The sequence below is a fragment of the Aliivibrio salmonicida LFI1238 genome, from assembly GCF_000196495.1.
Lineage (GTDB): Bacteria > Pseudomonadota > Gammaproteobacteria > Enterobacterales > Vibrionaceae > Aliivibrio > Aliivibrio salmonicida.
This window is the reverse complement of the sequence record NC_011312.1, coordinates 254390-268478: the sequence shown is the minus strand read 5'-3', so window position 1 is coordinate 268478 and position 14089 is coordinate 254390. Positions and strand designations below refer to the sequence as shown.

Annotated in this window: 11 protein-coding genes; 8 read left to right on the top strand and 3 right to left on the bottom strand. The window is 39.8% G+C overall.

From position 1 onward, the window contains the following. Nucleotides 1-142 precede the first annotated feature (142 nt). Nucleotides 143-1060, top strand: coding sequence for an EamA family transporter RarD (rarD, locus tag VSAL_RS01385; protein ID WP_012549095.1), 918 nt, complete (start codon nucleotides 143-145; stop codon nucleotides 1058-1060). Nucleotides 1061-2022: 962 nt separating this feature from the next. Here the strand turns inward: rarD and uvrD are convergent. Both uvrD and VSAL_RS01375 read right to left on the bottom strand, forming a co-directional pair. Beyond that, nucleotides 2023-4227 carry a DNA helicase II gene (uvrD, locus tag VSAL_RS01380; RefSeq protein WP_012549094.1) on the bottom strand — a complete coding sequence of 735 codons (2205 nt, stop codon included), beginning with the start codon at nucleotides 4225-4227 and terminating at the stop codon, nucleotides 2023-2025. Between the two features lie 101 nt (nucleotides 4228-4328). Beyond that, complete coding sequence (locus VSAL_RS01375; RefSeq protein ID WP_012549093.1) at nucleotides 4329-6839, bottom strand: class I adenylate cyclase; 2511 nt, start codon at nucleotides 6837-6839, stop codon at nucleotides 4329-4331. Nucleotides 6840-7096: 257 nt separating this feature from the next. On the opposite strand from VSAL_RS01375, the gene hemC reads away from it, so the two are divergent. The 7 genes from hemC (at nucleotide 7097) to VSAL_RS01340 (ending at nucleotide 13487) form a co-directional block, all read left to right on the top strand. Further along, complete coding sequence (gene hemC / locus VSAL_RS01370) at nucleotides 7097-8032, top strand: hydroxymethylbilane synthase (RefSeq protein WP_012549092.1); 936 nt, start codon at nucleotides 7097-7099, stop codon at nucleotides 8030-8032. A 1-nt stretch (nucleotide 8033) separates the two neighbouring features. Next, nucleotides 8034-8780, top strand: coding sequence for a uroporphyrinogen-III synthase (locus VSAL_RS01365; protein ID WP_012549091.1), 747 nt, complete (start codon nucleotides 8034-8036; stop codon nucleotides 8778-8780). 12 nt (nucleotides 8781-8792) lie between these two features. Beyond that, nucleotides 8793-10007 (top strand): uroporphyrinogen-III C-methyltransferase, encoded by a 1215-nt coding sequence (locus VSAL_RS01360; protein WP_012549090.1) that lies wholly within the window; start codon nucleotides 8793-8795, stop codon nucleotides 10005-10007. Further along, nucleotides 10004-11185 carry a heme biosynthesis HemY N-terminal domain-containing protein gene (locus tag VSAL_RS01355; protein WP_012549089.1) on the top strand — a complete coding sequence of 394 codons (1182 nt, stop codon included), beginning with the start codon at nucleotides 10004-10006 and terminating at the stop codon, nucleotides 11183-11185. Before VSAL_RS01360 ends, VSAL_RS01355 begins: the two co-directional genes overlap by 4 nt. 84 nt (nucleotides 11186-11269) lie before the next feature. Beyond that, nucleotides 11270-11584: an IS66 family insertion sequence element accessory protein TnpA gene (gene tnpA, locus VSAL_RS01350; RefSeq protein WP_012548925.1), complete on the top strand. Its 315-nt coding sequence runs from the start codon at nucleotides 11270-11272 to the stop codon at nucleotides 11582-11584. After that, nucleotides 11581-11928, top strand: coding sequence for an IS66 family insertion sequence element accessory protein TnpB (gene tnpB, locus VSAL_RS01345; protein ID WP_012548924.1), 348 nt, complete (start codon nucleotides 11581-11583; stop codon nucleotides 11926-11928). Before tnpA ends, tnpB begins: the two co-directional genes overlap by 4 nt. Before the next feature lie 71 nt (nucleotides 11929-11999). Then, nucleotides 12000-13487: an IS66-like element ISVsa2 family transposase gene (locus VSAL_RS01340; protein ID WP_012549088.1), complete on the top strand. Its 1488-nt coding sequence runs from the start codon at nucleotides 12000-12002 to the stop codon at nucleotides 13485-13487. Here VSAL_RS01340 and trmH read toward each other — a convergent pair. Next, complete coding sequence (gene trmH, locus VSAL_RS01335; protein WP_331386576.1) at nucleotides 13400-14071, bottom strand: tRNA (guanosine(18)-2'-O)-methyltransferase TrmH; 672 nt, start codon at nucleotides 14069-14071, stop codon at nucleotides 13400-13402. The genes VSAL_RS01340 and trmH overlap by 88 nt on opposite strands. Between the last annotated feature and the right edge of the window lie 18 nt (nucleotides 14072-14089).

The following is a 14089-nucleotide window of genomic DNA, read 5'->3' as shown; positions in this document are numbered from 1 at the left end:
CCTATCGTTATTGGTGAGGAAAAGAACAATAGGAAAAAACTAGGCACATTCGACATCCATCCTTATACTCAAATCTATAATTTCGCACTAACGTATCCATGTACGTTCATCTATTCTCCTTCTCATTTCACTGAAGAATCCTATGCCGACAACTGAACTTGAACAACAGCGCACCCGACAAGGGATTTTGCTCGCGATTGCTGCTTATACCATGTGGGGCATTGCGCCTATTTATTTCAAAACCATTAATAGTGTTTCTCCATTAGAGATCTTAAGTCATCGTGCAATTTGGTCTTTCTTCTTTTTAGCGGGTCTACTCTGTGTATCTAAAGGTTGGAAAACAGTATTAAACACATTAAAAGACAAACGAAAAATGACCTATTTAGTCACGACGGGATTATTGGTCGGAACAAATTGGTTAATCTTTATCTGGGCTGTAAATAACAACCATATGCTCGATGCCAGTTTGGGTTACTATATTAATCCCTTATTGAATGTTGTATTAGGCATGATCTTTTTGGGTGAGCGTTTACGTAAATTACAATGGGTTGCCGTTGCTTGTGCTGCTATTGGCGTCATTGTTCAATTAATTACTTTCGGTTCAATTCCTATCGTCGCTTTAGCACTTGCGTGTAGTTTTGGGTTTTATGGTTTATTACGAAAAAAAGTCGCTATGGATGCTCAATCCGGACTGTTTATTGAAACCTTAGTAATGCTACCAATGGCCGCCATTTATTTATTATTCATTGCTGATTCTGCAACGTCTAGTTTTACGAATAACGCAATGAGCCTCAATCTCCTTCTTATTGCGGCAGGTATCATCACGACCATTCCATTATTATGCTTTACTGGAGCAGCCACACGATTAAAGCTCTCGACGTTAGGGTTCTTCCAATATATTGGTCCTAGTTTAATGTTCCTGCTGGCGGTTGGTTTATATGGTGAAGAATTTAGTACAGATAAAGCCATTACTTTTGCTTTTATCTGGAGTGCATTAATTCTGTTTACGGGCGATGCGCTTTTGTATAAAAAAAGAAACCAAAAAATTAACACAAAATAAACATTTGATTTATTTTGTGAGACGTGACTCGAAAATGAGAATAAAGTTATTGAAATTATAAAATAACCCCTGAAGTAAACTTCATAATATGTGATACTGCTTGAATAATTAGAAAAAACAGTATTGACAATATTATAAATAGGTTGACTCCATGGCTAAGTGTAAAAACTGCAGAGCGATATTACCGCTGCTACCGTCTCGACGAAGTTTTGTTGAAAAACATATAACACAACGAAACACTAAAAAATATAAGTGTAAAGAATGCGATGAACTGCAATTTAGAAGTCCTTTTTCATCAAGAGCTGATGCACAAAAATAAAAAAAGAGAGCCTAATTGGCTCTCTTTTTTATTTTAAAATAAATAACAACCACATACTTAACCATCCTTAATAACATTCAACATGAAAATCCATAAGACAACACAATCAACCTATACAAATAATCAATCAAAGTACTTAATTCTAACTATTTAAAAAATACAACTCTATATGTCTAATTCTATTTAATATTAATAAGTTTATAATAATTATATAGATACCGCAGTTTCAACTTGCAATAGAGACTAAAAAACTCACTACAACACGATAAATATCATCCGTTACATTCCTTCTTGCGAGCTACATTTAATATGTAATATCTAGATATTGAAATATATAGTTACCGATGTAATCTTACTTACAATACATGATACTAGTTCAATAATTATAAAAGACATATTATTAATAGGCTTAACTCATGAATAAATGTAAGAACTGCAAAGCAACATTACCAATACGTCCGTCTCGGCGAAGTTTTATAGAAAGACATCTAACAAAGAGAAATACCATAAAATACAAATGCCAAGAATGTAAGGTATTACAGTTTTTAAGCCCATTGTTAGACTAAACGTCAAGGTAATATAGAACATAAAAAAAGAGCCTATATTATATAGACTCTTTTTATTGTTAAAAATATCAATTAAATTACACCGACTCTAATTTCGCGTATTGCGTTACAAGCCATTTGATCCCTTCACCATTAAAAGCAACCTGAACACGCCCTTGTGGGCCAGCACCTTCAAAATTGATGATCGTTCCTTCACCAAATTTAGGATGCTTCACTCGCTGCCCTAAATTGTAGCCCGTTTCATTAAAGCTATTACTCATTGCCGTTTGACCAAAACGCTCTTGGGATGACTCACTTTGAGAGCCATAGCTACCATATAAACTGGTTCGGCTGACTTTTGCTTTCATGCGAACTTCTTCAACAAACTTTGCCGAGATTTCTTTAATAAAGCGTGATGGCTTATGAAATTTCTCTTGCCCATACACTCGACGAGTTTCTGCGTAAAGAATATAGAGCTTCTCCATCGCACGAGTCATACCAACATAACAAAGACGACGTTCTTCTTCTAAACGCCCTGCTTCTTCTGCTGACATTTGACTTGGGAACATACCCTCTTCAACACCCACCATAAAGACCAAAGGAAACTCTAACCCTTTTGCACTGTGCAACGTCATTAATTGCACCGCATCTTCAAATTCATCCGCCTGACCATCACCCGCTTCTAATGCGGCATGCGTCAAGAATGCGGTTAAATCCGTCATTTCTTCTGCTTCTTCAGGTTTATCAAATTGACGCGTTGCGGTCACTAATTCTTCCAAGTTTTCAATACGCGCTTTCGATTTTTCGCCTTTTTCTTGTTCGTACATAGTAAACAAACCCGAGCTTTTAATCACTTGGTCAGTTTGTTCATGCAGACGGCAATCACGTGTATCATCTTCTAGCGCATTAATTAGCTCAACGAAACGACCTAACGCTCCCGCCGCACGCCCAGGTAATACTTGTTCTTCGATTAAGGCAATACTTGCTTGCCACATGGTTGCACCACGTTCACGCGCTGCCAAACGCACAGTTTCCAGAGTTTTGTCACCTAGGCCTCGTGTTGGCGTATTTACGACACGTTCAAACGCAGCATCATCATTACGATTATTCATTAAACGTAAGTAGGACAGTGCATCTTTGATTTCTTGACGTTCAAAGAATCGCATCCCACCATAAATACGATAAGGTAAACCTGCTTGTATTAAGGCTTCTTCAAGAACTCGAGATTGAGCATTATTACGATATAAGAAAGCGGTATCTTCTAATGCTCCCCCGTTATCGCGCCATTCTTTAATTTTTCCAACCGCAAAACGAGCTTCGTCCATTTCATTGTAAGCTGAATAGATTGAAATCAACTCGCCATCAGCGTCTTCAGTCCACAGCTCTTTGCCCATTCGCTCGGTATTGTTACTGATCAATTCATTGGCAGCATTCAATATATTGGCTGTTGAACGGTAGTTTTGCTCTAAAAGGATGGTTTTAGCACCAACAAATTCATTTAAGAATCGTTGAATATTTTCAATTTGAGCACCACGCCAACCATAGATTGATTGATCATCATCCCCAACGATCATGACCTTACAATCCGAGCCTGCCATCATACGTAGCCATGCATATTGAATGTTGTTCGTATCTTGGAATTCGTCGACAAGAATGTGCTTAAAGCGAGCTTGGTAGTGTTCGCAGATATACTGATGATCACGCAATAGTTCATGAGCACGAAGAAGAATTTCAGCAAAATCGACCAAGCCTGAACGATCACAAGCTTCTTGATAAGCGCGATACACTTTTAACCATGTTTCAGCGATAGGATCATTAAATGAGTTAATTTGATGCGGGCGTAAACCTTCATCTTTTTTCCCATTGATGAACCATGCAGCTTGACGTGCAGGCCAGTTTTTATCATCCAAGTTCTGCGCTTTAATCAAACGCTTTAATAAGCGTTGTTGATCATCAGAGTCGATGATCTGAAAACCTTCAGGCAGTTTCGCATCAAGATAATGAGCACGAAGAATACGGTGACAAATACCATGAAAAGTACCGTTCCACATTCCCCCTGCGCTGCCATGCATTAATTCTTCAATACGACCACGCATTTCAGCGGCGGCTTTATTGGTAAATGTCACCGACATAATTGAGAAGGGCGACGCTTGCTCGATTTGCATTAACCATGCGATACGATGAACAAGTACTCGAGTTTTACCACTACCGGCACCCGCAAGTACAAGCATGTTTTCTAACGGAGCGGCTACGGCTTCGCGCTGTTTGTCATTAAGACCATCAAGAAGAAAAGAAACGTCCATCACATCACACTGGTTATTTATACATGTGAGTGGAGTATATACTGAAATGAAGTGAGACCCAAACGGTGTCTTTTTACAGCACACCCATAATCAGGAAAGTATTAAGCTTGTTTCACTTTTGATTGCTGTTGACCACTGCGGTACGGAACAATAGAGGCTTCTCTATTTTCACAATACGCAAGATCATAAAATTGAGGTAAATTAAAATTCACTTTATCTGGCGATTCTAAATCAACGTTATTACGGCTAGAGGTGTAATAATGATTGATGCTATTCACCATATCATCTTTACTGCCATAACAATCATGGTAGATTTCTACGTTATTTTCCTCATCAAGCACATAGATATTGAAGCCTTTTTCAATGTCATCAAAGAAAAACTGAATCAAACCTTCACTGGCAAACGAATCCACAACATCAGGGATTAAAATGCCACGGCGATCAAGAGGAACACTCGTAGAACCAATCGCTTTATTGGTTGAGATACTAGAATAAAATTGAACGGAATCTTCCAATTTTTGAATCGAAACACCACGGCGCTCAAAGAACAATCCATACATAGTTGAACCAATCTTAATGCCTTTAAAACGACGGCGTTTTTCACTGTTCTCAACGGGCTTCAAACGCAACTCTAAACATTCAGCCAATAATTGGTAAATATTATTACGAATAATACCGCGCATTTGCTTACTGTAACAAAACACATCAACAGATTCTGGGCGTTCTGCATCTTGGTGCATTTTGCACAATACCGTTTTCAAAGCATCTAAAATAGCGGTCTCGCCACTAAAATTTAACGTTCTCACTTCATGCCATGAATTTCGATACACCAAATCCACACTGCCCACTAAGTTATGCTGTTCTTTACCACAACTAAAGATATCCGCATCGCTTTGCGTTGCTCGCTCGGCTTTAATCGTTAACTCTTCTGTTGGATCGCTTTCTAAATTAATAAAAATAGATAACTGACGAACTTCACACGGACTAGCCAGTTCTTCTTTGGTTGGACGTGGAGAATGCACCGAAAATGTGTTTCTTAGATCACTGACCATTTGATAAAACTTATCAATGTTCAAATCTGCATTTCGTACCACGGCATCCAAACGAGTAGATTCGGTAAGCAAGCCATTAAAAAATGCCCACGCAACCAATTTACTTAGATACTTATTGTGTTCTAAATGCTTAGCCCCCATCAACTCTTTGGCAATAAGCGGTTGTTTATAGACATACCAGCCGGGTTTATTTACCCCATTTTCTGGTACTTCAATAAAGCTTAAATCTGATTCATGTAAATCAGGAGAGATCTGTGGATTAAGCAGAGTAACCTTGCCAGGAAGCTCTTCAAATGCAGCATAAAGCTTACGAGCAAGAATACTAATATCTTCAGGACTAATAGAAGACGTAATATCATTATTACGCGCAAAACGAATCAAATTACGATAACTTTGCATTAACGCTTCAAGCAAATCGTTATGTGCTTTTTTAACTTGTTCTACTTTCCAAGTACGACGAGAATCGAGCTCAACAATGGTACTTTGAGACCATCCCCATTGTGTTGTCAGCTCAGTCAGTGCTTTACGACGCCACTCAACAGAATCTTGAACTTGTCTACGCGATAGCTTCTCGTGTGTTTTTAGATAAAAACTACGACGAACCAACTCTAAACGAGATAAATCGTTTGTACGCTCAAGATAACGCGTCACTTTTTCAAGCATTAAATAATACGCATCCATACCATAGAGATCGGGTTCATCGGCAAAAAAACGGCGTTTACTATCAATACTTAATAATTGTGTGTGTGGGTATTCCCAAGAATAGGCTTCTAATAAAATGGCTTTCAACACCGATTTAAAAGGTGAATCAATACTCTTATAGAGCTGCCATAGGCTAGACCCAAAATACTCTTCCGCAGGAATATGATTTAAACGACCGAAATCGACCCATTCGTCACGCTTAATGACACCGCTTTCGCATAATTGAGCAACATATTCATCATAGCTTTCTTCCATTTCTGGAGGAATGATTTGCCATAATAGCTGCTGACCACCAAGGCATACCGCAGTACGATAAAATTCATCCAATAATAGTAGATGCTGTGAAGAGCCACAGTTATCACCCGTCATTTCTTCAGAATACGCATCACGAAAACGATTTTGCTCCATCAGAAAGAAGTTTGCTTCAATATAAAATTGCAAAGCCCACTCTGTAATCGCATCACATTTTTGTTGTAATAACGCTTTCTTTTCTGGTGTAAGATGTTCAGGAATACACACCCAGATATCAAGGTCACTGGCGACGGTTTGGCCAATAGAGGACGTACTACCCATGGAGTAAAGACCAAGGATATTTTCTTGATTAGAGGTAGATAAAGGGTAACGAAGTGTTAGCTCAGCCATCCACTCACGTTGTTTCTGATTTGCATGAAACTTTTTAATACCACTAGGTGCACCTTCAATAAAACCCGGAAGCTCCGAGTGATTGAAATGCAATAGCAATGGCAATTGATGGAATATCTCTTGCGCTAGTGGTTTCATTAATGCCAATGCACGCTCTACACGTTGTTCCGTGAGACGTTTTTGCCTAGCAATTAAGGTTTCAATATAGGTGTGCAAATAGAAAGCCTAGTTTATTGTCGTCACAATACATGACGGTAAATATTGAACAGCATTCGTTCAATTCCAACCATAAAACGTGATCAAGATAACACTTTTACTTCAGAACGTAAAGATACACGCATGAGCAGAAAGTGTAATACCCATACCGTTTGCGGTGTTGTTTTTAACCTATAATCACACTGTTGTCATCCGGTATTTTCACCTCACCCTCAACTAATGGTAGGATAAGGTAATTATTTTGAACGGATACTACTATGTCACAACAATTACCGGTTCGTATTGCCACTCGTAAAAGTCCTCTGGCTCTATGGCAAGCTCATTTTGTAAAGGATGCACTGCAAGCCGCTCACCCTGGTTTGGAAGTCGAACTCGTTACAATGGTCACTAAAGGAGACATCATTCTTGATACACCTTTAGCTAAAATTGGCGGTAAAGGTTTATTCGTTAAGGAGCTTGAAGTTGCGATGTTAGAAGGTCGTGCCGATCTTGCCGTTCACTCTATGAAAGACGTGCCTGTCGAATTTCCTGAAGGACTAGGACTTGTCACTATTTGCGAGCGTGGAGACCCGCGTGATGCTTTTGTATCAAATACCTATAACAACATTGATGAATTACCACAAGGTGCTACAGTTGGTACATGTAGCTTACGTCGTCAATGCCAGTTAAAAGAATATCGTCCAGATTTAATCATCAAAGAATTACGCGGTAATGTGGGAACACGTTTACAAAAACTGGATGATGGTAATTACGATGCGATCATTCTTGCGTGTGCCGGACTGATTCGTCTTGGCTTAGAAGATCGTATTAAAAGTTCAATTGAACCAGAGCAATCTCTACCGGCTGTTGGTCAAGGTGCTGTTGGTATTGAAACCCGCTTGAACGATGATCGTATTCGAGCACTACTCGCACCACTTAATCACCCAGAAACGGCTCACCGTGTATTGTGTGAAAGAGCAATGAATAATCGTCTTGAAGGCGGTTGCCAGGTACCGATTGGCAGCTATTCATTAATCGATGGCGATCAAATTTGGTTACGCGCTTTAGTTGGTGAACCTGACGGGTCGATTATGGTTCGCGGTGAAACTACAGGTCCAGTCTCTGATGCTGAAGAACTTGGCACAAAACTGGCTGAACAACTGCTTAATGACGGTGCAAAAGACATTTTAGACCGCCTATACGCTGACGCTTAACATGACCATATTGGTGACTCGCCCAGAGCAAGAGAGCCAAGCACTCTGTGATGCCCTACACCAAGCAGGGCACCTCGCCATTTCTCATCCTTTGTTAACCATACATCCAGGACGAGAACTTTCTCAACTGCCTTCTCTTTTTTCTTCTCTGTCTGATGGTGATTTTATCATCGCCGTAAGCCAACATGCTGTTGAACATGCGCAGAACAGCCTTCAAATGCAGCAAACGGAATGGAAAAAAGGGGTAAATTATATTGCGGTTGGTCAAAAGAGCGCTCAACACCTCAAAAAGTATGTTGTAGATACAGTACACTTTCCAACACACAGCGATAGCGAACATTTATTGGCTCTTCCTGTTTTAAAAAACACAAAAGGAAAGAAAGCCCTCATTTTACGAGGCAATGGCGGACGAGACTTAATATTTCAAGCGCTTGACAATTCGGGGGTAGAAGTCTCTTATTGTGAAACATATCAACGAAAAAACACACCATTTAATGGCGCATTAAAAGCAGCAGAATGGCAAAAAGAGCACGTAGATACAATCATAGTGACCAGCGGAGAACAACTGTCCTTCTTCACTGAACAATTCACACTCATACATTTACACTGGGTACTGCACTGTCGTTTATTAGTACCGAGTGAACGAATTAACCAACTTGCTCAACAACTTGGTTATCAACATATAGAAACGGTTGGCGGAGCCTCTAATTCCGATGTGCTGCACTATCTCAGTGAGCATCATGCATGATGGGACTTTCAAATGACAAAAGACAATAACAAACCACAATCAGCAGAAGAAAAATCATCAAATTCTGCAACGGCACCTTCTTCTCAAATCCCAAAAAAAGAGACGGAGAAACATGTGCAGCCAACAACATCTAAAGCGCCTTCAAATAAAGAAGAGCCTATCGTAGACAAAAAAAGCCGTCGCCTAGGTACGGTTGCTATCATCATTTCAATTCTGCTAAGTGGCGGTGCATTTTTAGCATCACAGCAACAGGTCACTCAACAACAGCTTAAAATTGCTCAACTTCAACAGCAATTAAAAAATGCCGACAGCACCTTTAATGAAAAACTCGTCACAGCAGAGCAACGTATCACGGACAAAGCTGACGATATTGTACGTAAAGCAACCGTTCTCATCCAACAGCAAGACAAAAGCATAGCAAGTCTTCAATTGGCCATTGCTGACGTTAAAGGTCGCAGACCAAATGACTGGTTACTTGCAGAAGCCGATTATCTTGTAAAAATGGCGGGCCGAAAATTATGGCTAGAGCATGACGTCGTCAGTGCGACCCGTTTAATGGAAAATGCCGATCAACGTATTTCAGCATTGAACGATCCAAGTTTAATGCCACTTCGCAGAGCCATGGCCAGTGATATCTCAACACTGAAAGCCATCCCACTGATTGATCGTGATGGTTTAGTTCTGAAATTAAACAGCTTAGAACAACAAATTAATACCCTTCCATTAGCGAGTGCCATTCTCCCTGAAGCGGGCGTTGTAGAACAAAAAGAAGTGTCTACCAATATCAATGATTGGCAATCAAACCTGATGCAGTCATTGGATGATTTTGCCGGCCACTTTATTACTTATCGTGTTCGTGAGGGTAATGTCATTCCATTACTTAGCCCTGAGCAGCATTTTTATCTAAAAGAAAACATCAAAGGTAAACTACTACTGGCGTCTAAAGCTCTGTATCGCGAACAAAGTGAAGTGTATGTGACGTCATTAGAAAGTGCGAAGTTGTGGTCATCTCAATATTTCCAACAAGATGATCCCGCAGTGAAGAGCTTTATGGCACAGTTAGATTCTTTGACTAAATTTAAAGTCGATGTTCGTTATCCACAAAAAATGAAAACTCAAGCACTTCTGTCTGATTTCATTTCAGAACGTCTACGCCGCAATATCCAAGCGGTTGGTACAACAACGCCCGAGACTAAAACCGCAACAATAGAAGGAGGTAAATCATGATTCGATTGCTTCTTCTGGCCATTGTCTTAGTCGGTGGATTAATCGTTGGGACAACATTCGCAGACCAACAAGGCTATGTATTAATTTCCGTCGCTGAGATCACCATTGAAATGAGTTTAACAACACTTGTTCTCTTCATTGGTGCCTTAATTGCGGGTCTTTTCTTATTAGAAATAGTCGTTAAACGCATTCTGTCAGTCAGTAATTTTACGCGTGGTTGGTTCAGTGCTCGCCATCTTAGAAAGGCTCGTTACAACACCTTTAAAGGCATGATTAAACTGCATGAAGGGGAATGGAAAGAAGCCGAACGTTTAATCACAAAGGGCGGACGCCATAACGATTTCCCGTTATTAAACTACCTCGCGGCCGCAGAAGCAGCCCAAGGTCGCCAACATATCGAGCAACGAGATGCCTACTTAAAGCTCGCTTCAGAACAACCAGGCAGTCACTTAGCTGTCGCATTAACCAGCGCAAAATTACAAATGCGTGAAGAACAATATGAATTTGCTCTTGCGACACTTCAGTCGGTTAACGTTGATTACCCTCATAATCCGGTTTTACTCGATCTTCTAAAAGACTGTTATTTAGCCCTTAATGAATGGCAAGCATTGAAAAACATTATTCATCCGCTTACCAAAGGGAATTTAATTACAGAGCAACAAGCGCTTGAATTAGAAGAAAAAGTGGAATGTGGCATTCTCGCTTTAATTGCGACGAATAAGGGCACCACGGGGCTATTAGACCATTGGCAAAGCTTACCGAAAAAGCTAAAAAAACACATCCCCATTTTAGTGTGTTTAATTCGACAATTACACAATCGCAAAGCCGATTCTGAAGCGTATATCCTATTACGAGATAACCTAAAGAAACGCAATGATGATCGCTTAATTGAGTTATTGCCAACCTTAAATCTGCCTGATTATCACCCAGCTACGGTACTGCTTGAAGATTTAGCACGCTACGATATTCGTAACCCAATAATTCAAAGCACACTGGCTCAACTTTATATGCGAACTCAAAAATGGCAACCGGCTCGCGAACATTTTGAAGCGGCATTGGCCATCCGCGAAGACATGTCAGATTACGCCTATCTTGCTCGGGTTTTAGATAAGCAAAACAGAAAACAAGCCGCTGCGGACATTTCTCGAAAAGCATTAACCATGGTTGATGATATCTAATCCGTAAGCGTGCGGGGAACTACACCTAACAAATAAAATTCATTATGCGTATCTTACGATCTTTCATTTAACGAGAACGTAATTATGCAAAAAGATAAAAAGAGAACACCAGAGCAATGGCACGCTCTATTTGAATCTCAGCAATCTAGCAAGCTTAGTGCCGCTGAATTTTGTCGTAACCATAATATTCTGCCAAAGACATTTAGTGCACGTAAAGCACGATGGAAACAAAAGATTAACGCTTCTACTTTCTTGAAAGTAGAAGCGTTAACATCAACTATCATCGCCACTCCACAATTACCAGATATTCAACTTTCTATCGGAAAATTGCGATTAACATTGCCAGCTAATACTGAACCTCACTGGATAGGACTCTTATTAAAAGGGTATCAATCATGAATGTATTTACTGATGTTTCCACCATTTATCTTCATCGTGATTTTGTCGATTTTCGCAAGGCCATTAATGGCCTTGTCGTGATTGTTGAGCAAGAAATGCAACTATCACCGTTTAGTGATGCTCTATTTATATTTTGCAATAAGCCTCGTGATAAACTCAAAATATTGTATTGGGATAAAACAGGATTCGCTTTATGGTACAAGCGATTAGATGAAGACCGCTTCAAATGGCCACGAAATATAAATAACGATACGTTAGCATTATCAGAGCAGCAACTGACACTGCTATTACAAGGTTTTGATATCTTAGGACATCAACCGGTACATTATCAAACAACCCTTTAAATAGTTGATTCTCAGTCAAGAATAGGAGGCAACCGATTGATTACCTGTATTATCGTTATATAGTCATCTACATGACTGATAAAATAAAACCACTTCCTGATACCATTGACGAGCTGAAAGCACTTGTGCTTCAGCTTGAAAATAAATATAACCGTCTTCTAGAGCAATTTCGGCTGGCTCAACATCAGCGCTTTGGTAAAAGCAGTGAATCTGACTCGACTCAATTTGATTTATTCAATGAAACAGAAGAAGAAATCATCATTGAAAATGATGATACACAAACGATTACCTACACTCGTCAAAAGCCAAAACGCCAACGCTTACCTGAAGACTTACCGCGTACTGTTATTATCCACGACATAAAAGATAAAACTTGTAAGTGTTGCGGTCTAGAGATGCATGCGATGGGTAAAGACATCAGTGAAAAGTTGGAATTTGTACCAGCTAAAGTGGAAGTTATTCAACATGTTCGTCCTAAATATGCTTGCCGAAATTGTGAAAAAAACAATACTTCAGTAGACATTAAACAAGCCCCAATGCCAGCGTCACCAATCCCTAAAGGGATTGCGACCGCAAGTTTACTTGCTCAAATTATTACGGCTAAATTTCAATACAGTCTTCCACTTTATCGTCAAGAAACGTTATTTCAGCAATGGGGTATCATTATTGGACGGCGAACGATGGCGGATTGGTTAATAAAATGCTCGGTACTATTTACCCCTCTTAATAACGAGTTACATCGTATTTTGCTTGAACAACCCACTCTGCATTGTGATGAAACAACGGTAAATGTGTTGGATGTTGAAAAAGCAAAATGTTATATGTGGGTCTACTGCTCTGGCTATGATTCTCCAGGCTCTGGTGTTTTGCCTGGAATTGTACTTTATGATTATCAATCTAGCAGGCATGGCTACCATCCAGTTAACTTTTTAAAAGGTTATAACGGGTATTTACATACCGATGGTTACCAAGGTTATGAACAAACTGAAGCGATGTTAGTTGGCTGTTGGGCACACGCACGTCGACGATTTATTGAGGCTCAACGTGTTCAAGTAAAAGGGAAAACAGGGAGTGCAGATTGGGTATTGAGTAAAATCCAAAAGCTATACCGGATCGAATCGTTATTAAAAGAGGCTTCCCCTGAAGCCAAGTATGTTGCTAGGCAGACAGAAGCCCGCGATTTACTTAAAGAGCTCCGTGATTGGCTTGATAGCGCAGTTAGTCGAGTATCACCTAAAACAAAATTAGGTGAGGCGATTAGCTATACATTAAATCAATGGGATAAATTAGTTCGTTATATTGATGATGGATTGTTATCTATTGATAACAATCGAGCAGAGCGAGCGGTTAAACCGTTTGTTATCGGCCGGAAAAACTGGTTATTTTCGGGTTCAACGGCTGGTGCAGATTCAAGTGCAATGCTTTACAGCATTGTAGAAACAGCAAAGGCAAACGGATTAATCCCTTACGATTATATTAGGTATTGTCTAGATCGTTTATGTGTTGGATCGCCAGATATCGATTCACTTTTACCTTGGAATGTAAAAGACAAGGTGTAGTTCCCCGCACGCTTACGTTCAAACAAGACATTATTAATATATTCTGCTGGCAACGCACTCTCTTCACGGTCATACATTCCCGCTAAATCACGCTGACGCTGTGCTTCGTATAAAATCAAGGCACTGGCTACTGATACGTTTAATGACTGCACCATGCCAACCATAGGGATGATAATGTCATGGTCTGCCATTGCTAATGCTTTTTTGCTGATGCCCGTTTTTTCACTGCCAAGAATGATGGCCGTTGGTTTGGTGTAATCAATTTCACGAAAATCAACCGCAGTATCAGACAAGTTAGTGGCTAATATTTGCATTCCTTGGCCTTTTAATACCGCAAACGCCTCATCAATATTCTTATGTGTTTCAACTTCAACCCAATTACGCGCACCCGCAGAAGTATGAGCTAGTGTTTTCATTTGCTCTGTTGGCCAAACGGCGTGAACCTTATGTACACCCGTAGCGTCAGCAGTACGAATAATGGCGGAGACGTTATTAGGTTTATGAACTTCTTCTAAACAAAGGGTAAGATCAATTTGGCGAGAAGTTAATACAGAAGTAATACGTTGATAGCGTTCTAGGTTCATGATTTTAATTTCTTGATA